Annotated in this window: 22 protein-coding genes; 12 read left to right on the forward strand and 10 right to left on the reverse strand. The window is 72.4% G+C overall.

Features of this window, described 5'->3' with window-relative positions:
* Positions 1–259 precede the first annotated feature (259 nt).
* The 5 genes from DFJ66_RS04945 (at position 260) to DFJ66_RS04960 (ending at position 5,695) form a co-directional block, all read left to right on the forward strand.
* Positions 260–1,975 (forward strand): glycosyl hydrolase family 18 protein, encoded by a 1,716-nt coding sequence (locus tag DFJ66_RS04945; protein ID WP_121218364.1) that lies wholly within the window; start codon positions 260–262, stop codon positions 1,973–1,975.
* 159 nt (positions 1,976–2,134) lie between these two features.
* Positions 2,135–3,220: a trypsin-like serine protease gene (locus DFJ66_RS04950; RefSeq protein ID WP_211350975.1), complete on the forward strand. Its 1,086-nt coding sequence runs from the start codon at positions 2,135–2,137 to the stop codon at positions 3,218–3,220.
* A 135-nt stretch (positions 3,221–3,355) separates the two neighbouring features.
* A complete protein-coding gene (locus DFJ66_RS04955; protein ID WP_170199144.1) occupies positions 3,356–4,102 on the forward strand; it encodes a hypothetical protein in 747 nt (248 codons plus the stop codon).
* Positions 4,099–4,794 (forward strand): DnaJ domain-containing protein, encoded by a 696-nt coding sequence (locus DFJ66_RS42475; RefSeq protein WP_170199145.1) that lies wholly within the window; start codon positions 4,099–4,101, stop codon positions 4,792–4,794. The genes DFJ66_RS04955 and DFJ66_RS42475 overlap by 4 nt, the downstream gene beginning before the upstream one ends.
* A gap of 10 nt (positions 4,795–4,804) precedes the next feature.
* On the forward strand, positions 4,805–5,695 hold the full coding sequence (locus DFJ66_RS04960) for an aminotransferase class IV (protein WP_121218368.1): 891 nt from the start codon (positions 4,805–4,807) through the stop codon (positions 5,693–5,695).
* A 51-nt stretch (positions 5,696–5,746) separates the two neighbouring features.
* Here DFJ66_RS04960 and DFJ66_RS04965 read toward each other — a convergent pair whose 3' ends face one another.
* Positions 5,747–7,420, reverse strand: a complete 1,674-nt coding sequence (locus DFJ66_RS04965; protein ID WP_121218370.1) for a sensor histidine kinase — start codon at positions 7,418–7,420, stop codon at positions 5,747–5,749.
* An 81-nt stretch (positions 7,421–7,501) separates the two neighbouring features.
* On the opposite strand from DFJ66_RS04965, the gene DFJ66_RS43305 reads away from it, so the two are divergent.
* A complete protein-coding gene (locus DFJ66_RS43305; RefSeq protein WP_121218372.1) occupies positions 7,502–8,167 on the forward strand; it encodes a carboxypeptidase-like regulatory domain-containing protein in 666 nt (221 codons plus the stop codon).
* 45 nt (positions 8,168–8,212) lie between these two features.
* Here DFJ66_RS43305 and DFJ66_RS04975 read toward each other — a convergent pair whose 3' ends face one another.
* From DFJ66_RS04975 to DFJ66_RS04985, 3 genes are read right to left on the reverse strand one after another with little or no spacing between them, the layout of a single operon-like run.
* Positions 8,213–9,265 carry an acetate/propionate family kinase gene (locus DFJ66_RS04975; RefSeq protein ID WP_121218374.1) on the reverse strand — a complete coding sequence of 351 codons (1,053 nt, stop codon included), beginning with the start codon at positions 9,263–9,265 and terminating at the stop codon, positions 8,213–8,215.
* Entirely contained in the window at positions 9,265–11,595 is a 2,331-nt protein-coding gene (locus tag DFJ66_RS04980; RefSeq protein ID WP_121218376.1) for a phosphoketolase family protein, read from the reverse strand. The genes DFJ66_RS04975 and DFJ66_RS04980 overlap by 1 nt, the downstream gene beginning before the upstream one ends.
* 1 nt (position 11,596) lies before the next feature.
* A complete protein-coding gene (locus DFJ66_RS04985) occupies positions 11,597–12,466 on the reverse strand; it encodes a universal stress protein (protein WP_121218378.1) in 870 nt (289 codons plus the stop codon).
* Between the two features lie 187 nt (positions 12,467–12,653).
* On the opposite strand from DFJ66_RS04985, the gene DFJ66_RS04990 reads away from it, so the two are divergent.
* Positions 12,654–13,640, forward strand: coding sequence for an Acg family FMN-binding oxidoreductase (locus tag DFJ66_RS04990; protein WP_121218380.1), 987 nt, complete (start codon positions 12,654–12,656; stop codon positions 13,638–13,640).
* A gap of 28 nt (positions 13,641–13,668) precedes the next feature.
* On the opposite strand, the gene DFJ66_RS04995 is transcribed toward DFJ66_RS04990, so the two are convergent.
* Positions 13,669–13,974 (reverse strand): hypothetical protein, encoded by a 306-nt coding sequence (locus DFJ66_RS04995; protein ID WP_121218382.1) that lies wholly within the window; start codon positions 13,972–13,974, stop codon positions 13,669–13,671.
* Positions 13,975–14,034: 60 nt separating this feature from the next.
* Here DFJ66_RS04995 and DFJ66_RS05000 point away from each other — a divergent pair, with 60 nt between their 5' ends.
* On the forward strand, positions 14,035–14,694 hold the full coding sequence (locus DFJ66_RS05000; protein WP_121218384.1) for a TetR/AcrR family transcriptional regulator: 660 nt from the start codon (positions 14,035–14,037) through the stop codon (positions 14,692–14,694).
* 37 nt (positions 14,695–14,731) lie between these two features.
* Here DFJ66_RS05000 and DFJ66_RS05005 read toward each other — a convergent pair whose 3' ends face one another.
* Both DFJ66_RS05005 and DFJ66_RS05010 read right to left on the reverse strand, forming a co-directional pair.
* Entirely contained in the window at positions 14,732–15,649 is a 918-nt protein-coding gene (locus DFJ66_RS05005) for a hypothetical protein (protein WP_121218386.1), read from the reverse strand.
* Positions 15,646–16,833: a DUF418 domain-containing protein gene (locus DFJ66_RS05010; RefSeq protein ID WP_121218388.1), complete on the reverse strand. Its 1,188-nt coding sequence runs from the start codon at positions 16,831–16,833 to the stop codon at positions 15,646–15,648. The genes DFJ66_RS05005 and DFJ66_RS05010 overlap by 4 nt, the downstream gene beginning before the upstream one ends.
* Before the next feature lie 115 nt (positions 16,834–16,948).
* Between DFJ66_RS05010 and DFJ66_RS05015 the strand changes: the two genes are divergently transcribed.
* A complete protein-coding gene (locus DFJ66_RS05015) occupies positions 16,949–17,722 on the forward strand; it encodes a TetR/AcrR family transcriptional regulator (RefSeq protein WP_121218390.1) in 774 nt (257 codons plus the stop codon).
* 36 nt (positions 17,723–17,758) lie between these two features.
* On the forward strand, positions 17,759–18,274 hold the full coding sequence (locus DFJ66_RS05020) for a hypothetical protein (protein ID WP_121218392.1): 516 nt from the start codon (positions 17,759–17,761) through the stop codon (positions 18,272–18,274).
* A gap of 17 nt (positions 18,275–18,291) precedes the next feature.
* On the opposite strand, the gene DFJ66_RS05025 is transcribed toward DFJ66_RS05020, so the two are convergent.
* Positions 18,292–19,503: a GNAT family N-acetyltransferase gene (locus tag DFJ66_RS05025; protein ID WP_121218395.1), complete on the reverse strand. Its 1,212-nt coding sequence runs from the start codon at positions 19,501–19,503 to the stop codon at positions 18,292–18,294.
* Between the two features lie 178 nt (positions 19,504–19,681).
* On the opposite strand from DFJ66_RS05025, the gene DFJ66_RS05030 reads away from it, so the two are divergent.
* Positions 19,682–20,545 (forward strand): hypothetical protein, encoded by an 864-nt coding sequence (locus DFJ66_RS05030; protein WP_121218397.1) that lies wholly within the window; start codon positions 19,682–19,684, stop codon positions 20,543–20,545.
* A 137-nt stretch (positions 20,546–20,682) separates the two neighbouring features.
* Here the strand turns inward: DFJ66_RS05030 and DFJ66_RS05035 are convergent, their stop codons facing one another.
* Together DFJ66_RS05035 and DFJ66_RS05040 are read right to left on the reverse strand one after the other, a co-directional pair.
* A complete protein-coding gene (locus DFJ66_RS05035) occupies positions 20,683–22,080 on the reverse strand; it encodes a cellulase family glycosylhydrolase (RefSeq protein WP_246029578.1) in 1,398 nt (465 codons plus the stop codon).
* A gap of 378 nt (positions 22,081–22,458) precedes the next feature.
* On the reverse strand, positions 22,459–24,693 hold the full coding sequence (locus DFJ66_RS05040; RefSeq protein WP_281276600.1) for a rhamnogalacturonan lyase family protein: 2,235 nt from the start codon (positions 24,691–24,693) through the stop codon (positions 22,459–22,461).
* Positions 24,694–25,022: 329 nt separating this feature from the next.
* Here DFJ66_RS05040 and DFJ66_RS05050 point away from each other — a divergent pair, with 329 nt between their 5' ends.
* Positions 25,023–25,751: a dienelactone hydrolase family protein gene (locus DFJ66_RS05050; protein WP_121218403.1), complete on the forward strand. Its 729-nt coding sequence runs from the start codon at positions 25,023–25,025 to the stop codon at positions 25,749–25,751.
* Positions 25,752–25,810: the final 59 nt, after the last annotated feature.

Here is a 25,810-nt window from a genome sequence, read left to right on the forward strand (position 1 = left end):
CCTGCTTTCGGGACGGGAGGGCGGGCAGGCCCATCCTGGCGCACCGAGTGTCCTCAAAGGACTCGAAAGATGATCTTCCACGCGAAAGTGTCACCATGGCACTGCGCGTGGTCGGCGTGGTGTTCTCGCCGGTCGGGAAAGGACGTAGCGGACACCTGCGGGCGCCCGGGTTGACAGCGACTGTGGTCTAGTCCAATTGTGGAGGCCGGGCCGCCACCCGACGGACCCCCGGGTCCACTCCCCTGCCCCTGGAGCGCACATGCGTCCGTCCAGACTCCTCGCCCCGCTGGCGGCTCTCGCCGTCGCCCTCGGCGTGGTCGCACCCGCCGACGCCGCCCCGACACCGCTGCCCGAGCACGTCTTCGCGCCCTACTTCGAGGCGTGGACCGGGGAGAGCCCCGCCACGCTCGCCCGCCAGTCCGGCGCCAAGTACCTGACCTTCGCCTTCCTCCAGACCGCGACCAAGGGCTCGTGCACGGTGCTGTGGAACGGCGACCCCGGCATGCCGGTCGCGCAGAGCACCTTCGGCGCGGACATCGCGGCCCTGCGCAGCAACGGCGGCGACGCCATCCCGTCCTTCGGCGGCTACACGGCCGACCACACCGGCACTGAGATCGCCGACAGCTGCACCGACGTCAACAAGATCGCCGCGGCCTTCCAGAGCGTGATCACCACCTACGACGTCTCCCGGCTGGACCTGGACATCGAGGTCGAGTCCCTGGACAACGCCGCCGGCATCGACCGCCGCAACAAGGCCATCAAGCTCACCCAGGACTGGGCCGCCGCCAACGGCCGCAAGGTCCAGTTCTCCTACACCCTGCCCACCACCACCCGCGGCCTGGCCGACAGCGGCCTCGCGGTGCTGCGCAACGCCAAGACCAACGGCGCGCAGATCGACGTCGTCAACCTGATGACCTTCGACTACTACGACAACCAGCCCCACCAGATGGCCGAGGACACCAAGACCGCCGCCCAGGGCCTGGTCAACCAGCTCGCCGCCCTGTACCCGGGCAAGACGCAGGCGCAGCTGTGGGCGATGGTCGGCGTCACCGAGATGATCGGCGTGGACGACTTCGGCCCCGCCGAGACCTTCCAGCTCGCCGACGCCCGCACCGTGCTGGACTGGGCGCGCTCCAAGGGCATCAACACGCTGTCGTTCTGGGCGCTCCAACGCGACAACGGCGGCTGCCCCGGCGGCGCGGCGGCGGACAACTGCTCGGGCATCGCGCAGAACACCTGGGACTTCACGCACATCTTCGCGCCCTTCACCAGCGGCAACCCCAACCCGGTCAACGACTTCTCGCTCACCCTCACCCCCGCGTCGGCCTCGGTCGACCCGGGCGCCACCACCACCGCGACCGTCGCCACCGCCGTCACCTCCGGCGCGGCCCAGACCGTCGCGCTGACCGCAGGACCGGCGCAGGGCGGGCTCACCGCCTCCGTGTCACCGGCCAGCGTCACCGCCGGCGGCTCGGCCACGCTGACCGTCACCGCCGCCGCGAACGCCGTGCCCGGCAACTACCAGTTCACCGTCACGGGCACCGGCACCGACGCGACCCACAGCGCCACGTTCGCGGTCAAGGTCAACGGCACGCCGCCGACCGGCGCGGTGGTCAACGGCGACTTCGAGACCGGCGCCCTGGCCCCGTGGACCGGTGGCGCGGTCGTGTCCTCCCCTGTGCACGCCGGCACGCACGCCGTCCAGGTCACGCCGACCGCGCAGTTTAACGGGCAGGTCGCCCAGACGGTGACCCTCGCGCCGAACAAGGTCTACACGCTCAAGGCGTGGGTGCGCGGCAGCTACGCGTTCGTGGGCGTCAGCGGTGGTGCGACGGCGAGCGCGTGGACGTCCTCGGCGGACTGGAAGCAGTTGTCCGTCCCGTTCACCACCGGCGCGTCCGGCACGGTGACGGTGTACGTGCACGGCTGGTACGGCCAGTCCCCCGTCCACGCCGACGACATCTCCGTGAGCTGATCACCGCCATCACGGATTTGGATGCCCAATCAGTATGACCGACCGGGCTTCCCACCCGCCAAGGTGCGAGTGCGGACGGGTCCCTGCGCGACCCGTCCGCCGCGCGGCCCTGCCCTGATCCCGCGCGCCCCCTGCCGCGCAGGCCGGAGAGGCACACCCATGACAACCTGGTACCACCGCGTCGCGTACGCGGCCCTGACCCTGGGCCTGGTGTTCGGCGCGGGCCACGACGCCGTCGCCGCGCCGGACGACGACCCGCCGGTCAACGTCCAGATCATCGGCGGCCACGACGCCACCGAGACCTACTCCTTCCACGCCGCCATGAGCAACGGGTGCGGCGGCAGCCTGGTGGCGCCGCAGTGGATCGTCACGGCGACACACTGCGGCAGCGCGTCCTCGGCCCGCATCGGGTCGATCTACCGGTCCTCGGGCGGCGAGGTCCGCTCGATCGACCGCCGCGTGGACCGGGCGGGCACCGACCTGACCCTGATGCACCTGTCCCAGGCGTCCACCCTGACCCCGGTCAGGATGGCCTCGGCCAACCCGGCGGCCGGCACCCCGGTGCGGCTGATCGGGTACGGCTGCACCAGCTGGCCGTCCTGCTCGCAGCCCAGCACCCTCCAGGAGATCGACCTCACCATCCTGGACTCCAGCCGCTGCTACGCCGGCGGCGGCACGTCCACCGACATCTGCGTCTCCGGCGACCGCACGCACTCGGCGTGCCACGGCGACTCCGGCGGCCCGGCCCTGGTCGGCACGCGCGGCAACTGGACGCTGGTCGGCGAGACGCACGGTCCGGGCGACAACAACGGCGAGTGCGCCACCACGACCCTCTACACGGGCATCGCGGCGAACCTGGCGTGGATCAACCAGCAGACCGGCGGCACCCCGCCCGGCGGCGCGAAGTTCGAGAACACCAACAACGTGGACATCCCGGACGTCGGGCCCGCGGTGACCAGCCCGGTCACCGTGTCCGGCCAGACCGGCAACGCCCCGGCGGCGCTGAAGGTCAACGTGGACATCAAGCACACCTACCGCGGTGACCTGGTGATCGACCTGGTCGCCCCGGACGGCTCGGTGTACCGGCTGAAGGGCTCCTCGGGCAGCGACTCGGCGGACAACGTCCTGGCCACCTACACGGTGGACGCCTCCACCGAGACCGCGAACGGCACGTGGAACCTGCGCGTGCAGGACGTGGCGGCCCAGGACGTCGGCTACATCGACGCGTGGAGCCTCCAGTTCTGAGCTGACGTCCCGGGAGCGGTCGTCCACCACGTCCTCCAGCGGTCCGTCAGGGTCGGATGTGGCGTGCCGACTACGATTGGCCGCCGATCACGGCAAAGGCGTTGGAGGACCCCGGTGGTGGACGACCGCTTACCCATGCGCTCCGATCGCGCCGGGACCCCGGCGCGGCCCGGTCCGCGGCTGCCGGCCCGGTCCGCCGGTGGGACCGGTGCCGGCGAGGTGCACTCGGCCGGTCGGCTGAACTTCACCGAGTCGGTCGGCACGCGGGAAGAGGTCTGGGAGCAGCTCGGGCCGAAGATCCAGGAGCGGGTCAACGCGAAGATCGGCCAGGTCGTGGAGTGGTGGGCCACCAACCACAGCGGGCGCAACTCGGCCGTCGTGCTGGGCACGGAGGCGTTCGTGACCGTGGAGCCGACGATCAACGCCGCCGGCAAGCCCGCGCACGAGATCCGGGCGCTGCGGCTGGACGGCGCGACCTTCCGCCGCGCGACGGTCACCGGTGCGCCGCCGCCCCGCGCCGCCGCCCCCGCCGCCCGCGCGGTCGGGCCGGGCAGCCCGCCCAGCGCGCCGACCTCCGCGCTGTCCCGGCGGCTGGGCCCGAGCATGACCGGCTTCCTGGGGCACCTGCCCGGCCGCGCACAACAACTGCTCCAGGAGCCGTTCCTGGACGACCACACCGACCTGTGGCACGACTGCTACTTCTTCCAGCCCGGGTCCGGCCACGGGATGGGCGGCGGCACGCTGCGGGTCTGGTGCTACCTGGCCAATCGCCGGTACGTGACCTTCGCGGCGGGCACCGGCCACGGCTACCGGGAGGACACCGGCCCCCGCTCGTGGGAGCTGACCTGCTGGCGAGCCGAGGTGACGGGGAACCCCCGGTGACCGGTCCGTCCCTGCGCGACCTCGACGGGCACGACCCCTACGCGCTGCTCGGCGTGCCGTCGACGGCCACGCGCGCCGAGATCGTCGCCGCGCACCGCAAGCAGGTCCAGCTCGTGCACCCCGACCGGCCCGGCGGCAGCGAGTACGAGACCAAGCTGCTGCACGTGGCCAAGGACGTGCTGCTGGACCCGCGGCGGCGGGCGGAGTACGACGCGTCCCGCGCGCAGCCGGCCGACCCGCCGCCCAGCGCGTGGGACGAGGAGGAGTCCGCGGCCGACCCGCCGGAAACCCTGTGGGACAGCGAGGAAGTCGTCAGCGGGGCCGGCCCGACCGCGTGGGACGACCCGCCGTACCGGGAACCACCCACCGCGTCGCACTGGGACGAGCCGGCGCCGTCGCACTGGGACGAGCCGCCGCCGTACTGGGACCAGCCACCGCCACCGCGGTGGCAGCCGCCGCCACCCCGGTGGGGACCTCCACCGTGGCAGCCGCCGGACAGGTCGGTCTCGGCGTTGTCGATCGTGGCGCTGGTCTGCGCCGTCCTGTGCTGGTGCGCCCCGCTGGGCCTGATCCTGGGGTTGAAAGCACTCGGGAAGCCCAGGGGCCCGAACGACCGCGCCGTCGCCCTCATCGCGGTGGGGATCGGGGCGGTGGTCACCTTCTTCCTGGTCTTGACGCTGTTGTCGCGGTGAGGGGACGACCATGACCGACTCGTCGGGTGTCGCGTTCGTCGACGGGCGGTTCTGCCCGGTGGAAGAGGCGCGCATCCCCGTGCTCGACTTGGCCGTCACCAAGGGCGACAGCACGTACGACGTGGTGCACGTGTGGCAGGGCAGGTTCTTCCGGCTCGACGACCACCTCGACCGGTTCGAGGCGAGCATGAAGGCGCTGCGGCTGGACCCGGGGCTGGACCGGCGGCGGATCGAGGACGTGCTGCACGAGTGCGTGAGCCGTGCGGGGCTGCGGGACGCGTACGTGTCCATGACCTGCACGCGGGGCCGCCAGACGGTCCCGGGCAGCCGCGACCTCCGCACCACGCGCAACGGCTTCTACGCCTACGCCGTCCCGTTCGTCTGGATCGCCACCCCGGAGCGGCAGGAGCGGGGCGTGTCGCTGTGGATCAGCTCGCGGCCGAGGATCGCCCCGGAGAGCGTCGACCCGGCGGTGAAGAACTACCACTGGCTCGACATCCAGATGGCGCAGTTCGAGGCGTACGACCACGGCGCGGAGCTGGTGGTGCTGCGGGACATGGCCGGCGGCATCACCGAAGGGGCGGGGTACAACGTCTTCGCGTACGTGGACGACCGGTGGCTCACGCCCGGCAGCGGTGTGCTGCGGGGGATCACCCGGCAGACCGTCCTCGAGCTGCTCGCCGACGACCGGGTGGAGGAGGGTCACCTGTCCGAGGAGGCGTTGCTGCGCGCCGAGGAGGTGCTGGTCACCTCGACCGCCGGGGGTGTCATGCCGGTGACGGAGGTCAACGGCCGCCCGGTGGGTTCCGGGCTGCCCGGTCCGCGCACCCGGCGGCTGCGGGAGAGCTACTGGGCGCGGCACGCCGACGAGCGGTGGACGACCCCGGTCCGCTACCGCTGAGAGCGTCCGGGGGTCGGAGCCGGAACTGCCGAGCACTCCCCTGCCATCGGCTCAGAGCGGGACTTGCCAGGTCAGGCGGGTGCCGCCGCCCGGGACGGGGACCGCCGACGACGTGCCGCCCCGGCGGGTGGCGCGGTGTTCGAGGTTGCGCAGGCCGCTGCGGGCGATCCGGTCGGGGATGCCGACGCCGTCGTCCAGGACGGTGATCGTCAGCTGCTCGGCCGCCTCGACGGTGACGGTGAGCGTGGTGGCGCGGGCGTGGCGGACGGCGTTGCTGACCGCTTCCCGCACGACCGCCTCGACGTCCTCGGCCAGGTCGTCGGGCACGGAGTTGTCCACGGTGCCGGTCATCCGCACGGTCGAGGTGAGCGGGGCGTCGTCGGTGAGCCCGGAGACCAGGTCGAGCAGGCGGCGGCGCAGGCCCGGGGCGTCGTCGGAGGTCTGGAGGTCGAAGATCGAGGTGCGGATCTCCAGCACGGTCTCGTCGAGCTGCTTGACCGCCCTCTCCACCCGCTCGCGGATGCGGGGCTCGTGGATGGACGCCGCCGCGCCCTGCAGGCTCATCCCGGTGGCGAACAGCCGCTGGATCACGTGGTCGTGCAGGTCGCGCGCGATCCGGTCGCGGTCCTCCAGCACGTCCACCAACCGCCGCGCGCGCTGGTTCTCCGCGAACTCCAGCGCCACCGTCGCCTGGTCGGCGAACGAGGCCAACAACGGCACCTGGTCCGCGCCGAACGGCGCCCCGCCCTTCTCCCGCGCCACGAGCAGGACACCCGTCACCGACGACCCGGTCCGCAGCGGCACGGCGACCCCGGGACCGACGTCCACGGCCCGGCCCCACAGCTGCCCTTCCAGGTCCTCGACCAGCAGCGGGGACGCCGAGGACACCACGTCCCCGGCGAAGGAGCCCTGCACCGGCAACTCACCGCCGACGAGATCCCCGACCCCGGTACCCGCGCCGGCGGCGATCCGCAGCCCGCCGTCCTCCACCAGCAGCACCACCGACAGCGCCGCCGCCGACAACTCCCGCGTCCGCTGGGTGATCAGGGACAGCGCGTCCTCGGGTGACGCACCGCCCAGCAGCTCGCCGTTGACCTCGGCCGTGGCCTCCAACCACCGCTCCCGCATCCGCGACCGCTCGAACAACCGGGCGTTCTCGATCGCCACACCTGCCGCAGCCGCCAACGCCGACAGCACCACCTCGTCGTCGGCGGTGAAGTCCGCGCTGTCGACCTTCTCGGTCATGTAGAGGTTGCCGAACACCTCGTCCCGGACCCGCACGGGTACGCCCAGGAAGCTGTGCATCGGCGGGTGGTTGGCCGGGAAGCCCACGGATGCGGCGTGCTGCGACAGGTCGTGCAGCCGGATCGCCCGCGGGTCCTTGATCAGCAGGCCGAGCAGACCCTTGCCCTGCGGCAGGTGCCCCATCCGCGACCGGGTCTCCGGGTCGATCCCGACGTAGACGAACTCCGACAGGCCTTCGCGCGGCCCGAGGACGCCCAACGCGCCGTAGCGGGCGCCGACCAGCTCGGTCGCCGCCTGCACGATCCGCTGCAACGTCGAGTCCAGCTCCAGACCGGAGCCCACCGCCAGGACGGCGTCCAGGAGTCGCTGCATCTTGTCCCTGGTGGAGGCGATCTCGGTCAGCCGCTCGCGCACTCCGTCCAGGAGCTCGTCCAGGCGCAACCCGCCCAGCAGGTCGCGGGACTCCTCGGATCCGGTCATGGCGAAAAGCCTGTCACGCGGCCAACCCGACGGCAAAGCACACGTCCTCCCAACACGCACCGCTGCCACGAGGAGGAACCCATGTCCCGACTACCCGAGTCCGTCGCCGCACTCGCGCTGTCCATCGGGCTGTGCGCCACCGCCACCGCCGGCCCGGCGCTCGCCGAACCGACGTCGACCGCGTCGACCACCACCGCCGTGCCGACGACCACCGAGCCGACCACCCCTCAGCCGACGACCCCTCAGCCGACGACCACCGAGCCGACTTCTGCTGTGCCGACAACCGACACCCAGGTGCCCGGCGGGATCGCGCCTCGGGTCGTGGGGTACCTGGGCCGGCCGAAGGACAAGCCGCTCAGCGGGTGGCCCCGGAGCGACGCGGTGCCCGGCGTCGAGGTGTTCCTGCGCGACCAGGCCACCGGCGCGGTGGTCGCGCGGGCGGTGACCGAGGCGAACGGCACCTTCACCTTCCGGGACGTGCCGGCCGGCACCTACGAGTTCGGTGTCGGCGGGCCGTGGCGGCTGCTGTCCGCCCCGGTGCTCGTCGTCCGCGCGGGCGAGGACGGTCCGGTGCCGATGCCGCACTTCGTCTACGTCGAGCCCGTCCCCGCGCCTCCGGGTGCCGGTGGCGGGGCCGCGCCGCGTGAAGAACTGGCGGCCACCGGAGCCGGCGTCGGTCTGCTCGCCCTTCTCGGCGTGCTCGCGCTGGTCGCGGGCGGGGTGCTGGTCCGCCGGGTCCGCACCTGACCACCGTGGCCTTCGACGCACCGCGCGCGCCGAAGGCCACCGGCCTCAGCCCAGCACCTGGCGGGCGCCGTGCGCGACCTCGACGTCCTCCCGGGCCTCCACCACCCAGACGTCCGCGTCGGAGCGTCCCGTGCTGATCCGCTCGTCGCCCTCCCGCTCGGCGTTGCGCTCACCGTCCAGCTCCACACCCAGGAAACCCAGGCCCGCGACGGTGTCCGCGCGCACGGCCGCGTCGTGCTCGCCGATGCCCCCGGTGAACACCAGCAGGTCCAGGCCGCCCAGCGACGCCGTCATCGCGGCGACGGACTGCCGGAGGCGGTGGACGAACAGGTCGACGGCCAGGCGGGCGTTCTCGTCGTCGGCTTCGCGCAGGTCGCGCAGGTCGGCGTGACCGCCCACGCCGAGCAGGCCGGACCCGTGCTCCAGGCCGTCGTTGACCTCGTCCAGGCCCAGCCGCCCGTCCAGCAGCCACACCAGCAGGCCCGGGTCCAGGTCGCCGCTGCGGGTGGCCATCGCCAAGCCGCCCAACGGGGTGAAGCCCATGGTGGTGTCCACCGAGCGGCCGTCGCGCACCGCCGCCAGCGAGCAGCCCGCGCCCAGGTGGCAGGTCACCACCCGCGTCCCGCCGCCGGCCAGTTCGACCGCCCGGCGTGCGGCGTAGGCGTGGGACAGGCCGTGGAAACCGTAGCGCCGCAAGCCGAACCGCTCCCGCCACCGGGCCGGCAGCGGGTAGGTGGCCGCGACCGGCGGCAGGGTGGCGTGGAAGGCCGTGTCGAAGCACGCCACCTGCGGCACGTCCGGCAGCAGGGCGGTGACCGCGTCGATCCCGGCCAGCGCGCGCGGCTGGTGCAGCGGCGCGAGGTCGGTCAGGCGTTCGATCTCGGCGCGGGTCTTGTCGTCCACCACGACCGGGGTGGTCAGGTCGGGGCCGCCGTGCACCACGCGGTGGCCGACGGCGTGGATCTCCGGGAAGTCCTCCGGGAGGTCGACACCGCCCTCCCACCGCTCGACGTGGTGCTGGGCGAGCAGCTCGTCGTGCTCGCCCAGCACGCTCAGCTTGAGGCTCGACGAGCCCGCGTTGACCACCAGGACGTTCATCAGTACGGCCAGGTCCAGTCGCGGATCTCGGGCAGGTCCTCGCCGTGTTCGCGGATGTAGGTGTGGTGGCGGGTGCGCTGGTCCTGCATGTGCTGGCGCAGCAGCGCCGCGCGCGGGCCCAGGCCGGGGACGCGGTCCACGACGTCGATGACCAGCCGGTAGCGGTCCATGTCGTTGAGCACCAGCATGTCGAACGGGGTCGTGGTGGTGCCGACCTCCTTGTAGCCGCGCACGTGGATGTTGTCGTGGTTGGTGCGCCGGTAGGTCAGGCGGTGGATCAGCCACGGGTAGCCGTGGTAGGCGAAGATCACCGGCTTGTCGGGGGTGAACAAGGCGTCGAACTCGCGGTCCGGCATGCCGTGCGGGTGCTCGGTCTCCGGTTGCAGGCGCATCAGGTCCACCACGTTCACCACCCGGACCCGCAGGTCGGGCACGTGCTCGCGGAGCAGGGCGGTGGCCGCCATGACCTCCATCGTCGGCGCGTCGCCCGCGCACGCCAGCACCACGTCCGGGTCGCCGTCGTCGGTGCCCGCCCACTCCCAGATGCCCGCGCCGCGCGCGCAGTGCAGTGCCGCCTCCTCGGGACCCAGCCAGTCGGGGGTGAGGTTCTTGCCCGAGACGATCACGTTGACGTGGTCACGGCTGCGCAGGCAGTGGTCGGCCACGGACAGCAGGGTGTTGGTGTCCGGCGGCAGGTAGACGCGCACGACCTCGGCCTTCTTGTTCATCACGTGGTCGATGAACCCGGGGTCCTGGTGGGAGAAGCCGTTGTGGTCCTGCCGCCACACGTGCGAGGACAGGAGGTAGTTCAGCGACGCCACCGGCCGCCGCCACGGCAGCTTCCGGTGCGTGCCCAGCCACTTGGCGTGCTGGTTGAACATGGAGTCGACGATGTGGGTGAAGGCCTCGTAGCAGTTGAACAGGCCGTGCCGCCCGGTCAGCAGGTAGCCCTCCAGCATCCCCTGGCACAGGTGCTCGGACAGCACCTCCACCACCCGGCCGTCGGCGGTCAGGTGCTCGTCGGTGGGTTCGGTGCCGATCTGCCACTGCTTGCCGGTCGCCTCGAACACCGCGTCCAGCCGGTTGGACGCGGTCTCGTCCGGGCCGAACAGGCGGAAGTCGCGCTGCTCGGCGTTGAGCGTGAACACCTCGCGCAGCATCCGGCCCAGCGCCCGGGTCGGCTCGGAGGAGGTGGTGCCGTGCTTGGCCACCTCGACGCTGTAAGGCCGCACGCCGGGCAGGCGCAGTTCGCGCAGCAGCAGGCCGCCGTTGGCGTGCGGGGTCGCGCCCATGCGCTTGTCGCCGCGCGGGGCCAGTTCGAGGATCTCGGGCCTGGGGCGGCCCTGGTCGTCGAACAGCTCCTCGGGCCGGTAGGAGCGCAGCCACTGCTCCAGCAGCCGCAGGTGCTCGGGGTTGTCGCGGACGCCGGCCAGCGGCACCTGGTGCGACCGCCAGGTGCCCTCGACCGGCACGCCGTCCACTTCGGACGGCCCGGTCCAGCCCTTGGGGCTGCGCAGCACGATCATCGGCCACTTCGGGCGTGCGCGGGAGGTCTTGATGTGGTGCAGGTCGTCCAACACACCGTCGAGCACCTCGGCCATGCGGGCGTGCATCTCCGCCGGGTCGTCACCCTCCACGTAGGACGGGACGTAGCCGTAGCCGCGCAGCAGGGCGTCCAGCTCGTCGTGCGGGATGCGGGCCAGCAGAGTCGGGTTGGCGATCTTGTACCCGTTGAGGTGCAGGATCGGCAACACCGCGCCGTCGCGCACCGGGTCCAGGAACTTCGCGCCGTGCCAACTGGCGGCCAGCGGACCGGTCTCGGCCTCGCCGTCCCCGACCACGCACGCCACCAGCAGGTCCGGGTTGTCGAACGCCGCGCCGAACGCGTGCGCCAACGAGTACCCGAGTTCACCGCCCTCGTGGATGGACCCGGGCACGTCCGGCGCGACGTGGCTGGGCACCCCGCCGGGGAAGGAGAACTGCCGGAACAGCGTGCGCATCCCGTGCTCGTCGCGCGGCACCTCCGGGTAGTTGTCCCCGTACGAGCCCTCCAGCCACGTGTTGGCCAGCAGCGCCGGACCGCCGTGCCCGGGACCGGTCACGAACAGCACGTCCTGGTCCCGCTCCCGGATCACCCGGTTGAGGTGGGCGTAGACGAAGTTCAGGCCCGGGGTGGTGCCCCAGTGCCCGAGGAGCCGGGGCTTGATGTGCGCGGGCGTCAGAGGCTCGCGCAGCAACGGGTTGTCCAGCAGGTAGATCTGCCCGGCGGCCAGGTAGTTCGCCGCCCGCCAGTAGGCGTCCACCAGGTCGAAGCGGTTGCTCGCCGACATCTCACTCCCCGTCGATCGGCCGGACGACGGCCAGCGGGCAGGTCGCGTGGTGCACCAGCGCCTGGCTGGTCGAGCCGAGCAGCATCCCGGTGAAGCCGCCGTGGCCCCGGCTGCCCACCACGAGCAGGCCCGCGCCCTCCGCCTCGGCCAGCAAAGCACGCACCGGGCGGTCCCGCACCACGAGCCGCTGGACCTCCACGTCCGGGTACTTCTCCGACCGGCCCGCGAGCCGCTCCGCCAGCACCCGCTGTTCGGCCGCCTCGACCTGCGCCCAGTCCACGGTGAACCGGCTGCCGTACGGACCGTCCACCAGGAAGTCGCTCCACGCGTGCACCGCCTTGAGCGGCACACCCCGGGCCGAGGCCGCCTCGAACGCGAAGTCCACGGCGTCCTCACTGGCCGGCGACCCGTCCACGCCCACCACGACCGGACCGTCCGCGCGGTCCTCGCCGCGCACGACGACCACCGGGCACTTGCCGTGCGCGGCCACCGCCACCGCCACCGAACCCACGACCAGGCCGGTGAACCCGCCCAGCCCGCGGGAGCCGAGCACCACCAGCCGCGCCCGCTCCGACTCCCACACCATCGCCCCGGCCGCGCCGGAGTGCTCCAGCGCCACCTCGACCTCGACGTCCGCCGCGGCCCGCGCGGCGGCCTCGGCCTCCGCGAGCCACCGCCGGCCCTGGTCCTCCAGCGCCTGCCGCACCTCGTGGCCGGTCAGCACGATCTCCGGGTAACCCCGCGTGGGCACCAGGTACGCGTGCACCAGCTTGAGCGGTACCCGGTGCCGCCGCGCCTCCCGGGCCGCCCACGCCACCGCCGACAGCGCCGACGCCGACCCGTCCACACCCACCACCACCGGAGTGGTCATCACGGTCCTCCTCAAGACGTCCGGCCTCCGACGCTAGGCACGCGGCCGGCCCGGGACAGCGGTCGCAAGGTCCACCGCCGGCGGGACCGGGGTCCTCGCCGATCGGGGACCTTCGACCGTGTGGGTGCCGCCCGGGGTGCGCCGACAGTGGAGGGGACCGGCTTTCAGGAGTTCCGAGGTGAGTGCGATGGCAGAGGTGACCGAGACGCTGGGCTTGGCGCGTGAGGACGTGCGGGACCTGCTGCACACGGCTTCGCTCGCCCCCTCGGTGCACAACACGCAGCCGTGGCGGTTCCGACTGGCCGGCGACCGGATCGAGCTGCACCCCGACCTCGACCGCCGGTTGCCCGCCACCGACCCCGACGACCGCGAACTGCGCCTGGCCTGCGGGGCGGCCCTGTTCAACCTGCGGCTCGCGCTGCGCGCGCACGGCATCCGGCCGCTGGTGACCCTGCTGCCCGGCAGCGAGGCGCCCGGCGCGCTGGCGACGGTGCGGCGCGGCGGGGCGCTGCCCCTGGACGAGGACACCCGGCAGCTCGTCGCCGCCGTCCCGGTCCGCCGGTCCAACCGCAAGCCGTTCCGGGACGTGCCCGTGCCGGTCGAGCACCGGCAGGCCCTGGTGCGTGCCGCCGAGCGCGAGCGGTCGTGGCTGCACGTCGTGGACCACCGCGAGGAACGCGCGCGGCTCCAGTCGCTGGTGGCCCGGGCGCACCGGGTGCAGGCGGCCGACGCCGGGGTGCGCGCCGAACTCGCCGCCTTCACCGGCGCCCGCACCGACGACGGCGTCCCGCCCGCGTCGGCCGGCGTGCGGCCCGCGCCCCAGGACGAGTGGGCGCTGCGGGACTTCCAGGCGGCCGACCGCCGGCCGGGCAAGGACTACGAGTCCGACCCGCTGATCGTGGTGCTGTGCTCGTACTACGACGGCCCGCTGGCGGAGGTGCAGACCGGGCAGGCGCTGCAACGCGTGCTGCTCACCGCCACCACCCTCGGCCTGTCGGCGTCCTTCCTGTCGCAGGCCATCGAGGTGCGGGCGGTCCGCGACGAACTGCGCCGGTCGCTGGGCGGGGTCGTCCCGCAGGCCGTCCTGCGCATCGGCTTCGGCACGCCCGTGGCCCCCACGCCCCGGCGGGCGGTGGAACGGCTCCTACTGGCGGAGCAGCCGGTGTCGGCGTGACGCCGAGTGGTGGCTCGGCGCGGTGGGGTCACCGCACGGCGTCCGGCACGGCCGAGCCCCGCACGTCGAGGACTTCGAGGCGGTGGACCTCCGGTTCGCGGCCGGGGCGCGTGCCGCCGAAGGCGCGGTCCACGGCCGGGTGGATGCGGTCGGCGAAGGCGCGGTCGCACGCGTCCTCCGACTCCCACACGTCGATGTAGCGCAGGCCGCCGTCGGGCTTGCGCACGCACAGGTGCAGCAGGCAGCCGGCGAGCGGCTCGGGGCCGAGTTCGTCGAGGATCCGCTGGTAGAGCTCGGGTCCGATCGGCACGTCCTGGGTGAAGGCGTGGACCACGACAACCTCCCGATTTAGTCCGAAGCACATTCGGATGAATATGGGTTAAGGTTGCGCCCGATGGCCGACACAGTCAAGAGCGGGTCCAAGCGCCGCTACCACGCACCCCAACGCGCCGAACAGGCCGCCGCCACCCGCCACGCGATCCTCGAAGCCGCGCGCGAGCTGTTCACCACGCGGGGTTACGCCGCCACGACCATCGGGCAGGTCGCGCAACGCTCGGGCGTGGCCGTGGACACCGTGTACGCCACCGTGGGCCGCAAGCCCGTGCTGCTGCGCGAGGTCTTCGAGACCGCCCTGTCGGGCCGCGACGAGGCCGTGCCCGCGGAGGAACGCGACTACGTCCAGGCGATCCGCGCCGCCCCCACCGCCGCCGAGAAGCTGGCGACCTACGCGCAGGCCCTGGTCTCCATCGCGCCCAGGGTGGCCCCGGTCCAGGCGGCCCTGCGCGACGCCGCCGCCCGCGACCCGGAATGCGCCGCCCTGGACCGCGAACTCTCCGAACGCCGGGCCACCAACATGCGCCTCTTCGCCGCCGACCTGCGCGCCACGGGCGACCTGCGCCCGGACCTGACCGACGACGAGGTCGCCGACATCATCTGGAGCATGGCGTCGGCCGACTACTACCTCCTCTACGTCCGCCACCGAGGCTGGACCCCGGCCCGCTTCGGCACCCACCTCCACGACGCCTGGACCCGCCTCCTGCTGCGCCACCCCTGAGCGCCGGCGCCCGGTGGGACGACGGAGGCCGGAACCGCTACAGCCAGCCGCGCTGCTTGGCCACCAGCGCCACCTGGAACCGGGTGCTCACGCCGGCCCTGGCCATCAGGTCCGCCACGTGCCCCCGGAACTTGCGCACCGAGATGGCGAGCGACCGCGCCGCCGCCTCGTCGGTGTCGTGGTGGGTCAAGGCGGTCAGCACCCTCCGCTCGATCGGGGCCAACGGCCGGTCGTCCAGCTCGCGCGCCCGTGACCACATCCCGTCGAAGGCGTCGGCCAACAGCGCCACCACCCCGTGCTGCCGGATCTGGAGCACCCCGCCGCGCGCATCGGCGGGATCCGCCCGCACGAACGCCACCGCGCGGTTGACCAGCACCAGGTGCCCGACCCGTTCGCTCGTGACCCGGTGCAGGTCGCCCACGACGTGCCACTTGCGCGCGCAACGGTCCTGCTCCGGGTCGTCCAGCACCTCCGCGGAAACCAACGTCCGGCTGCACAGCCCGCGCGCCAGCAGGCCGGCGAACCGCGTTCCGCCGTCGAGCGGTTGGTCCCGGACCCGTGCCAGTTCGCCGGGCTCGTCGGACAGCATCGCCACCACCCGCCGCATCGCGGTCGGACCGTCCGGGAGGTGTTCGACCCGGTGCACGGTCCGGCCGCTGCGGTGTTCCTCGGTCAGCTCGGTGAGCACGTCCCAGGCCTGGGTCAGCCCGGCCAGCTGCCGCCGGGTCCGTTCCAGGCGGTGCCGGACGAGCAGGTCCACCGCGATCGCGGGCGCCACGGCCGTCAGCGACTCGTCCACCAGGCCCATCGTCCACAGCTCGGCCGCCACCGCCCGCACGTGGGGCATGAGCAGTTCCGCGCCGGCGGCATCCGCGTCGGACCCGGGGCTGCGGAGCAGGTAGCGGTAGAGCCGCTCCTGGTCCGCGGTCAGCCCCAGGCTCAACAGGCTCGTCACGTCCGGTAGGTCAAGCGGCGCAGGACGGTCTCGGCCGGGCCCGGCCGGTCGCCCAGCGCTCGGGCCACCAGGACCGTGATCAGCCACACCAGGGCCGCGGCGACCACCGCGGTCAGCGTCGGGAGGGGTGAACGCTCGTCCAGGGCGAGGGTGAACGGCGCGAACAGCACCAGCCACGCCACCGACTGGACCAGGTAACCCGACAGCGACCGCCGCCCCAGCGCCGACAACGCGCCCACGACCGGCCCTGGACGGGTGATCCGCGCGACGACCAGGCCGAACACCGCCACGTACCCGGGTCCGGCGAACATCCCGCTGCCGCCGTGCAGCAACAGCACCAGCTCGGCGGTCGACGCCGGCACGTCCAGCCACCCGGCGGCGACCAGGGCGGCCGGCAGCCCGCCGAGGACCGACAGGCCGACGCCCACGACGGCGGTCCACCGCAGCATCGTCCGGTGGCGGGCGGGCTCCTCCAGGACGCGGCGGCGGGCAGCCCACATGCCCAGCCACGCGATGAGGATGAACGGCAGGGCCGTCGCGGTGTGCACCGGCCACTCGCCGAGCCGGTCCACCACCGACGTCAGGTAGTCGGTCGCGTCGAGGGAGTCGACGTGACCCACCGGCAACGACGCCGAACCGCTCGACCCGCCGAAGATCCGCGCGACCACGATGACCCCGAGGCCGACCACCTCGACCGTCGCCAACGCCCAGATGCCCAGCGCGATCCGGTGGAACTTGTCGCCCCGGCGCAGCAGCACCAACGTCATCGTCAGCCCGACGATCCCGTACGCGCCGAGGAAGTCGCCGTAGTACAGCAGGGTGCCGTGCACGACCCCGAACGCCACCAGCCACAGGTTGCGCCGCACGAGCACGCCGCGGACCTGCTCGGGCGTGGCGCCGGAGGCGAGCTGGCGGCGGGCGAGCTGGACGATGCCGTAGCCGAACATCACCGCGAACACCGGGTAGCCGCGGGCGTGGGCGAGGTCGTAGAGCAGGAACGTCAGGCCGCGGTCGACGCCCTCGGGTGACGGGTCGAGGCCGGGTTCGCCGGCGAACACGACGCCGGCCACGTTGGCCAGCGCGATGATCAGCAGCATCACCCCGCGGGCCAGGTCGGGCGCGAGGGCGCGTTCGCCGCGCCGGACCGGCCCTCTCGTCGTCCGCGGTGCGGTGTGGGACGTCATCGAAGGTCTCCCCCAGAAGTGTCAGCGACTTAGTTTCAGCGACAAAGTATCACAGACAAACTATATGGGTCTGGCATGATGGGCCCCACCAGCCGCCGGACGGACGAAAAGGACCATGACGAGCGAGGACTTCGTGCCGGCGGCGCTGCGCAGGCTGTGGCGGATGTCCGAGCCGTCGCGCCTGGGCCGCCGCCCCGCGCTGGACATCGACCAGGTCGTCACCACCGCGGTGGACATCGCCGACCGCGACGGGCTGGCCGGCGTCACCCTGCCCAAGGTGGCCCAGGTGCTGGGGTTCACCGGCATGTCGCTCTACCGGCACGTCGGCTCGAAGGACGAACTGCTCGCGCTCATGGCCGACTTCGCGCTCGGACCGCCGCCGGAGCGCCCGGCCACCGACGACTGGCGGGAAGGCCTGCGGGCCTGGGCGTTCGCGCAGCGGGCGGTCTTCCAGCGCCGACCGTGGCTGACGCACGTGCCGACCTCCGGCCCGCCCGCCGGCCCCCACCGGATCGCGTGGATGGAGGCCGCGCTGGCCGTCCTGGCCGGCACCGGCCTGGACTGGGCGCACAAGGTCGGCGTCCTGTCGCTGATCGGCGGCTACGTGGCCCAGGCGACCCGCCAGGAGCACGAACTGACCCAGGGCCGCGAGGAGGGACAGGGCCAGGCCGACGCCGAACACGCGTGGGCCATGGCGTTGGCGCGCCTGGTCACCCCGGACCGCTTCCCGGAGACGGCGAACCTGTTCGCCTCCACCATGTTCGCCGCGCCACCGCCCGGCGCGGACGTGGCGGTCGACGCGGACTTCGCCCTGGGCCTCGACCTCATCCTCGACGGCGTGGCCGCCCGCATCGCCCGGCCCACCGCACCGCCCGGTCGAGTGGTTTAGGTGCCCACCCCGGCAGAGGCCGGGCACCCACCCCGCATGACCACGCGAACCCTCGTCGCCGTGCTCGCCTGCACGGCGGCTCTCCAGGCACCACTCGCCCACGCGGACCCCGAAGGGTCGATCGCCTGCGGCACCACGCCGGAGGACCGCACCACCTCACGCACCGAAACGCAGTCCAGATCGCAGTCCTGGTTGGACGAACGCGTGCCGTACAACCAGAACGCCTGCCACAGCAACGCTTTCGGCGACTACCGCACCGACTGCTCCGGCTACGTCTCGATGGCGTGGGGCCTGACCCACTCCCGCACCAGCACCACGTTGCGCGAGGTCGCCACGGAGGTCCCGCGCGCCGACCTGCGCCCCGGCGACGCCCTGGCCAACGCCAACCACGCGGCGCTGTTCGTGCGGTGGGCGGACGAGGCGAAGACCGAACCCGTGGTCCGCGAGCAGACCGGCCCGGACGGGCAACCGCCCGTGGAACGCAAGTGGACGGCCGACACCGCCGCCGCCTACACGCCGTTGCGCTACTACAAGGTGGTCGAGGACCTGTAGCGGGGATCGGCGGCCAGTCAGAACCAGTGCAGGCAGTGCGGGGCGCGGTCGGAGCGGAAGAGCGCGTCGGCGACGGCGGGCGCGTCCGGGTGGTGGGCCTGGACGTGCCCGGCGCGGACCAGGGTGCTCGGCGTGGTGCCGCCGAGGTAGAGCGAGCCCAGGTCGCGCACGTCCAGCGACAGGTCGGGCGCGCGGTCGGTGGGCACGCACTCGGCTTTCCCGTCCCGCGCGGTCAGCAGGTAGCGGCCCCGTTCGGCCAGGAACGGGTCCACCACGTCCAGCACCAGCTCCCCGTCGGCGAACCAGCCGCGGGCGGTGAGCGCACGCGGGACGTCCAGCAGCCGCACCCACAACCAGTCGGTGTCGTCGCCCACCTCGCCGGCGCGGAAGTCCGCGAGCTGCCAGCGCAGCGGGTGCTCGGGCGGGAAGTGCTTGAACACCACCTTGGTGACCAGGTCGTGCCCGAGCGCGAACCGGGCCAGGGCCGTGTGCACGGCGTCGTCGGTGGTGATGACCTCGTCGACGGTGAGGGAGCCGCCGTCGCCGAGCGAGTAACTCGCGTACCCGTCCGGGACGCCGTCCGCGTCGCGGTGCAGCGCGATGTAACGCGGCGCCTGGGACACCGGCGGCTGGCCCGCGCCTGTCGCCCACCAGCGGCGCGGACGGGACAACGCGCCGGGCTGTGCGCGGCGGTAGCGGTCGTAGAGCTCTTCCAGCACTTCACCGCACTCGGCCCGCCGCAGCACCTCGACCGTGCCGGGGTTTTCGGCGGCTGGTGCGCGCGGGGTGTCGAGGGCGGTTTGGTGGCGCGACACCGTGAGCCGGCGCGTGTAGGTCGCCGGCCCGAAGCCGAAGCGGCCGTAGATGGGGGCTTCGGTGGCCAGCAGCACGGCGAGGAACTCGTTGCGGGACCGCACGTCCGCGAGCTGGTGCCGGACCATCGCGCTGAGCACGCCCCGGCGGCGGTGCGTGGGCAGGACACCGACCAGGCTCACCCCGGCGGCCGGGACGACCGCCCCGCCGGGCAGGGTCAGCTCGAAGGAGTACGCACCGGCGGTGCCGACCGGCCGACCGTCCGGGGTGACGGCGAGCAGGCAGCGGTCCACCTCCAACGCCGACCACCACAGCCCGCCGACCTCCGTCGGGATCTCCGGGAAACGCCCGAAGGCGGCGTGCATGGTGTCGACGAAGACGCCGAGGTCCCGGTCGGTGGTGGAACGGATCTCCATCGCTGCCTTTCCCACTGCTCACCGGCCCCGCAACCCGCGACACCGCGCGAGGAGTTCAGCCCTTCGGGCGGGTCCACGTCAACCGGAATAGCCCTACGTCCGCAACAGCTCATACCGCCGTGCTCCGCGCCCGCATTCGTGCGGAGGACCCTCCGGCCGCTGGACCTAGCCTGTCGCGATGAACGCTGACGACGACCCCGAGGTCGAGCAGGAAGCCAGTGCCGACAACGGGTCCACCGTGATCCAGAGCGGTCGGGACACGCTGATCGCGGGCCGGGACCTGCACCACAACTCGGCCACCGTGGCGGGCGCGATCGGCATCGGCGGCGCGGCCGTGGGGTCCGCCGTGGGCACGGGGATCGGTGCCGTCGCGGCCAACAGCGCCACGGCCGGCACCACCACGGCGACCGGCCTCGGCGGTGTGGTGACCACGAAGATGATCGTGGCCGGCGCCCTGGTCGCCGCCACCACGGCGGGCGTCGGCGGGTACGCCGCCTACCAGCACTACACCTGCGACTCGTTCTTCGGCACCCGCACCGCGAAGGACGTCATCGACACCGCCCGCGAGAAGTTCACCGACGCCCGCTTCAGCTTCGACTTCCGCACCGGCAGCGGCTTCACCATGGACGGCTACATCGACAACGCCCGCCCCGCCGCCAGCCTGCACTCGAGGATCGCCGACATCACGACGGACATCGTCTACCTGGACAACGCCGCCTACTTCCGCCTCGCCGACGAGCCGTGGACCAAGGTGGACGTGGAGGCGTGGCAAGACCCGCAAGTGTCCCAGGGCAACCCGGTGAAGACCGTCGAGTACCTGGCGTCCTCGGGCGACGCCACCCAGTCCAACTGCGAGCTCCAGGGCACCTTCGACAGCCGGATGCTGCTGCCCACCCGCCCGGAGACCACGATCCCGTTCCACGCCAAGGTCGACCCGTCAGGTCGGTTGGTCCACCTGACGGTCGTGCTGCCCGACCAGGACACGGCCGACTGGGACATCCACGACTACGGCACGACCGTCGAGGTGACCGCCCCGATCTAGCCTCCCGGGCCGCCAGACGTCACACGGTCACCCCGGGGAACCCAACGCACGAGACGTGCCCGGCCGGGCTCACAGCGGAGCGCGGCCGGGCACGGTCGGGTCAACCGGTTCGGGTCAACCGGTTCGGCTGGCTGCGGTCAGCTGGTGGGGAAGTTGTCCGCCGTGCTGATGCGGTTCTTCACGAACGCCCCGGACTCGGTCAGCACGCCGCTGCCGGTGTACGTGCTTCCGTTGCACGTCCCCGGCCGCAGGGCCGCGCTGCTCTCGTCGGCGTCCGAGTAGGTCCAGTTCGCGTAGCTGATCTTCAGCTGGTCCAGCAGGTCCAGCCACGCGGTGCTGCTCGACTGGTCGTACGCGCCGCCGCCGGTCGCGCTCACCGTGCCGAACTCGCTGACGAACAGCGGCAGGCGGGTCGCCGCGCGGCTGACCGTCGAGCGGTAGTTGTCCTTGTGGGACGCGGCGTAGAAGTGGAACGTGTACATGATGTTGGTGGCGTTGACGGGGTTGTTGACGATCTCGCTCTCGTTCGACCCGTCCGACACACCCAGCGACGACCAGCCCCGCGTCCCGACCAGCACCACCGCGTCCGGGTCGGCCGCGCGGATCACCGGGATCACCTGCTCCGCGTAGGACTTGATGCCCGCCCACGAGACGCCGTTGGGCTCGTTCGCGATCTCGTAGATCACGTTCTTCTTGGCGGCGTTGCGGGACGCGACCTGGGAGAAGAACGTCTTGGCCCGGTCCAGGTTGTAGTTCGGGTCGCCGGGCGTGAGGGTGTGGAAGTCGATGATCGCGTACAGGCCCCGCGCCTCAGCCATGTCCACCAGGCTGTTGACGCGGCTGGTGAACCCGCTCGGGTTGGTCTCGTAGCCCTGTTCCTGCACGTACATCGCGATGCGCAGCAGGTCGGCCTTCCAGTCGTTCGCGAGGGCGTCCAGCGAGGCGCTGTTGTAGCACTTGTCGAACCACTGGATGCCGTGCGTGCTCATGCCGCGCAGCTGGATCGGCCGGTTGTACTGGTTGCACAGGTTGACCCCGCACACCCGCAGCTGGCCGTTGATCTCGACCGGGGTGCGGCCGACCGGCGGGTTGCCGGTGGTCGTCGTGGTGGTCGTGGTGGTGGTGACCGGCGTGCCCGTGCAGGCCACGCCGTTGAGCGTGAACGCCGTGGGCACGGGGTTCGCGCCGCTCCACGACCCGGTGAAACCGAGGTCGACCGACGCGCCGGTGCCCAGGGACCGGTTCCACTCGAGGCTCGCCGCCGTGACCGTCGAGCCGGACTGGCTCCACGTGGCGTTCCAGCCCTGGGTGAGCTTCTGCCCGGTGTTGGGGAACGAGAACGCGAGCGTCCACCCGCTCACCGGGTCGCCGAGGTTGGTGACCTTCACCCCGGCCTGGAAACCGCCCTGCCACTGGCTGGAGACGGTGTAGTCGACGCGACAACCCTGCGCCGCGGCCATGGCGTGCGGCAGCAGGGCAGCCGCCGAGCCGGCCGCCAGCAGGCACGCCGCTAGGACAACGGTGGAGCGCTTCACTGAGCCCCTCCTCACTCTTCGACGATGACCGCTCCGTCACCGGCGAGCGGTGTGGGAGCGCTCCCAGACTGTAACGCTCAAGATGCGGCCTGAGAACAGACGTCCATTCGGACCAAGACCGCTCGAGACGGAAACGATCGTGGCCGAAACGATCGAAGTGAGAACGATCGAAGGCTGACCGAGCGGAGGCTGAACGAGCGGAGGCTGAACGAACGGGAGTGAGCGCTACCGGCGATGGGCTGGACCCGAAACGATCACCGCCAGAACGATCGTTGGGCGGACGATCGTTCTGGCGGTGGTCGTTGCGCGCGAGTCGCCGGCGGACCGGTGATCGCCGGCGGTGGTGGGCCGGCGATCACCCGCACTGTCGGCTGACGGTCAGCCGGCGTAGTGGACGTCCGGCCACGGCGGGGTGGCCATGCCGTTGCCGATGTGGAAGCTCGGGTGGGGCGGCTGGTTGTACGCCGTGTTCTGCCAGGCGATCGCCACCCGGTACATCGGGTCGTGCATGAGCGTCGGGATGCGGCGGTCGGTCTGGTGCGGTGTCGTGTAGATGCGCAACGCCCGGTTGTCGGTCGTGGGCCAGATGACCTCCTCCCGCCAGTCGCCGAACAGGTCCGCGCTCAGCGACGGCGTGGACTTGGTGCCGTTGTTGGAGTGCACGTCCGCGCCCGTGAGCAGGCGGGCGTCGCCGGAGGTGCCGTACTTGTCGACGTGCGTGCCGTCGAGCAACTCCCGTGTCGGGTCGCCGTCCCACCACAGCAGGAAGTTCGCCGACGACGGCTTGCGGCCCACGCCCTGCCCCTGCGGGTTGCGCAGCTGGCTGTCCGCGCTGGACCACGACTCCGCGCCGGGGCTGCCCGCGTAGACGTCACCGGACACACCTCGACCGTTGTCGCCCGCGGGCGCGGTCTGCCACAGGATCTGGCCGGTGCGCGCGTCGAGGAACAACGACGACGGCTGGTCGCTGCTCTCCGAAACCTTGAAGTACTCCAACCCCGGCCGGGACGGGTCGAGGTCGCCCAGGTGGGCGGCGTCGCCGTGGCCGGTTCGGGCGTTCCACAGGCCGCGCCCGGTGTCGTCGATGACCGCCGCGCCGTAGACGATCTCGTCGCGGCCGTCCGCGTCGACGTCACCGATGGTCAGGGAGTGGCTGCCCTGCCCGGCGTACGTGCTGTTGCCGGACGCGTTGGAGTCGAACGTCCAGCGCTTGACCAGCTGACCGCCGCGGAAGTCCCACGCCACGATGACCGAACGGGTGTAGTAGCCGCGCGCCATGATCAGCGACGGGCGAGCGCCGTCCAGGTACGCCGTGCCGGCCAGGAAGCGGTCCACGCGGTTGCCGTAGCTGTCGCCCCACGACGACACCGTGCCGCGCGGCGGGTCGTAGTTCACCGTGGACAGCGCGGCCCCCGTCAGGCCGCTGAACATGGTGAGGAACTCCGGTCCGGACAGGACGTAACCGTCGGCGTTGCGGTAGTCGGCGGAGGCGTTGCCGATGACGGTGCCCCGTCCGTCGCGGGTGCCGTCGGCGGTCTTCATCGCGATCTCGGCACGGCCGTCGCCGTCGTAGTCGTAGACCTGGAACTGGGTGTAGTGCGCGCCGGAGCGGATGTTGCGGCCCAGGTCGATGCGCCACAACCGGGTGCCGTCGAGGCGCACGGCGTCGATGTAGGTGTTGCCGGTGACGCCGGCTTGCGAGTTGTCCTTGGCGTTGTCCGGGTACCACTTGATGAACAGCTCGTACTTGCCGTCACCGTCGACGTCGCCCACGCTCGCGTCGTTGGCGCTGTACCCGCCGGCCGGCGGCTGGATCGGCACGTCCAGGTAGCCGCTCGGGAACGACAGCGACGCCGGAGAGTCGGGCTGCTCGACCCCGCCGACCACGGCCCGGACGGTGTAGGAGGCACCGATCGGGCCGCCCGCGTCCAGGTAGTTGGTGGACGCCGTGACGGGTGAGGGGTTCAGCTTCGTGCCGGACCGGTAGACGTTGAAGCCGACATCGCGCGGGTCGCCCGCGAGCAGGCGCCAGCTGACCAGGTTGCCGCTGCCCGACCGCACCCCGACCACCCCGCGGTCCAGCCGCTCGACCTGCTTGCGCCCGGTCGGGTCACCGGGCACAGGGGTGGAAGTCGTGGTGGTCGTGGTGGTCGTGGAGGTTGTGGTGGTCGTGGAGGTTGTGGTGGTCGTCGGGTTGACGCCGCCGGTGCACGTCGTGCCGTTGAGCGTGAACGACGTGGGTATGCCCACTTCGGTACCGCTCATCGTGCCGTTGAACCCGAAGGACGCCGTGCCACCGGTGGCGATGACGCGGTTGTAGTCCACATTGGACGCAGTGACGCTCGCGCCGGACGTGGTGAACACCGCGTTCCAACCCTGGCCGTAGCGTTCGGTACCGGGGAAGGTCCACGCCAGGCGCCACCCGTCGACCGGGTCGCCCAGGTTGGTGATGGTGACGTTGGCGGAGAACCCGCCCTGCCACTTGTTCGTCACGACGTAGTCGACCCCGCAGCCCGGAGCGGCCGAAGCCACCCCGGCGACCACGAGGCCACCTGTCAGCGCGGTGATCGCCGTGGCGGCGGCGACCGTCCGCACTCGGTTGGTGGAGAGCACCGTTGCTCCTTCACTCGCCGGATTTCTGGGAGCGCTCCCAGGTGCGTACCGAGCCATCAGAGCAGCACCGCGCGACCGAGGTCAAGGGCCCAACCGGTTCATCCCGCCGTCGCCGAGCAAGCGCTTTCCGCCCCACGCCCACCGGGCGGCATGGGGTCTGCACGGCACCGACCGCCGCGCCTGGCCGTGGTACTGTTCCGGCGGCCGTGCGAGAGACCGAGGAGGTGGTACCCGTGAACGAATCGACATGGGTGCTCCCCTCAGGGGTCACGGTCGGGCGGTAGGTCGTCCGGGAGCGCCGTTCGCGAGCACTCCCGAAAGGCACGACCATGCGCTTCACCTCCGAACAGCACTTCGACGACGGCGTCCTCGAACGCCGCTTTACCCTCGGCGAGGTCCCCGGCATCCTCTGGACGCCGCCGACCACCACCCCGGCCCCGCTGATCCTGATGGGTCACCCCGGCGGCCTGGACCGGATGTACCCCCGCCTGGTGACCCGGGCCCGGCACTCCGCCGCCGCGGGCCACGCCTGCGCCACCGTCGAACTCCCCGGCGCCGGCGACCGCCCCGCTCTCGCGACCGTCGACCAAGCCCGCACCGACCTGCGCCGGGCACTGGCGGCCGGCGAGCCCGTCACCGACGACGTCGTGGACCGGCTCGTCCTGCCGCTGGTCGACCGGGCGGTCCCGGAGTGGCAGGCGACCCTGGACGCGCTCCTGGCGCTGCCCGGGATCGGCGGCCCGGTCGGGTTCTCCGGCGGGGTGATCGCCATCGCCACGCGCCTGGCGGCGGTCGACCCGCGCATCGCGGCGGCCGTCCTGTTCGCCGGGAGCTACGTGCCGCGCTCGACGTTCGAGGAGGCCAGGAAGGTCACCATCCCGCTGCTGGTCCTGCTCCAGTGGGACGACGAGGGCAACGACCGGCAGATGGCGCTCGACCTGTTCGACGCCTTCGGGTCCCAGGAGAAGACGTTGCACGCCAACACGGGCGGGCACACCGGCGTCCCGCGGTTCGAGGGCGACGACGCGGGCCGCTTCTTCGCCCGACACCTGGAGTGAGCCCCGCTCGCCCGAACCCGCCGGCGATCCACCGGGGTCGGCCGCTCGGCTTCCCACCC

This window comes from Saccharothrix variisporea (genome assembly GCF_003634995.1).
GTDB lineage: Bacteria > Actinomycetota > Actinomycetes > Mycobacteriales > Pseudonocardiaceae > Actinosynnema > Actinosynnema variisporeum.

Bases quoted from the DNA above. Each gene is read 5' to 3' on its own strand.
- DFJ66_RS04945 (WP_121218364.1), top strand. From the start codon at position 260: ATGCGTCCGTCCAGACTCCTCGCCCCGCTGGCGGCTCTCGCCGTCGCC.
- DFJ66_RS04950 (WP_211350975.1), top strand. From the start codon at position 2,135: ATGACAACCTGGTACCACCGCGTCGCGTACGCGGCCCTGACCCTGGGC.
- DFJ66_RS04955 (WP_170199144.1), top strand. From the start codon at position 3,356: ATGCGCTCCGATCGCGCCGGGACCCCGGCGCGGCCCGGTCCGCGGCTG.
- DFJ66_RS04960 (WP_121218368.1), top strand. From the start codon at position 4,805: ATGACCGACTCGTCGGGTGTCGCGTTCGTCGACGGGCGGTTCTGCCCG.
- DFJ66_RS04965 (WP_121218370.1), bottom strand. From the start codon at position 7,420: ATGACCGGATCCGAGGAGTCCCGCGACCTGCTGGGCGGGTTGCGCCTG.
- DFJ66_RS43305 (WP_121218372.1), top strand. From the start codon at position 7,502: ATGTCCCGACTACCCGAGTCCGTCGCCGCACTCGCGCTGTCCATCGGG.
- DFJ66_RS04975 (WP_121218374.1), bottom strand. From the start codon at position 9,265: ATGAACGTCCTGGTGGTCAACGCGGGCTCGTCGAGCCTCAAGCTGAGC.
- DFJ66_RS04980 (WP_121218376.1), bottom strand. From the start codon at position 11,595: ATGTCGGCGAGCAACCGCTTCGACCTGGTGGACGCCTACTGGCGGGCG.
- DFJ66_RS04985 (WP_121218378.1), bottom strand. From the start codon at position 12,466: ATGACCACTCCGGTGGTGGTGGGTGTGGACGGGTCGGCGTCGGCGCTG.
- DFJ66_RS04990 (WP_121218380.1), top strand. From the start codon at position 12,654: ATGGCAGAGGTGACCGAGACGCTGGGCTTGGCGCGTGAGGACGTGCGG.
- DFJ66_RS05000 (WP_121218384.1), top strand. From the start codon at position 14,035: ATGGCCGACACAGTCAAGAGCGGGTCCAAGCGCCGCTACCACGCACCC.
- DFJ66_RS05010 (WP_121218388.1), bottom strand. From the start codon at position 16,833: ATGACGTCCCACACCGCACCGCGGACGACGAGAGGGCCGGTCCGGCGC.
- DFJ66_RS05015 (WP_121218390.1), top strand. From the start codon at position 16,949: ATGACGAGCGAGGACTTCGTGCCGGCGGCGCTGCGCAGGCTGTGGCGG.
- DFJ66_RS05020 (WP_121218392.1), top strand. From the start codon at position 17,759: ATGACCACGCGAACCCTCGTCGCCGTGCTCGCCTGCACGGCGGCTCTC.
- DFJ66_RS05025 (WP_121218395.1), bottom strand. From the start codon at position 19,503: ATGGAGATCCGTTCCACCACCGACCGGGACCTCGGCGTCTTCGTCGAC.
- DFJ66_RS05030 (WP_121218397.1), top strand. From the start codon at position 19,682: ATGAACGCTGACGACGACCCCGAGGTCGAGCAGGAAGCCAGTGCCGAC.
- DFJ66_RS05050 (WP_121218403.1), top strand. From the start codon at position 25,023: ATGCGCTTCACCTCCGAACAGCACTTCGACGACGGCGTCCTCGAACGC.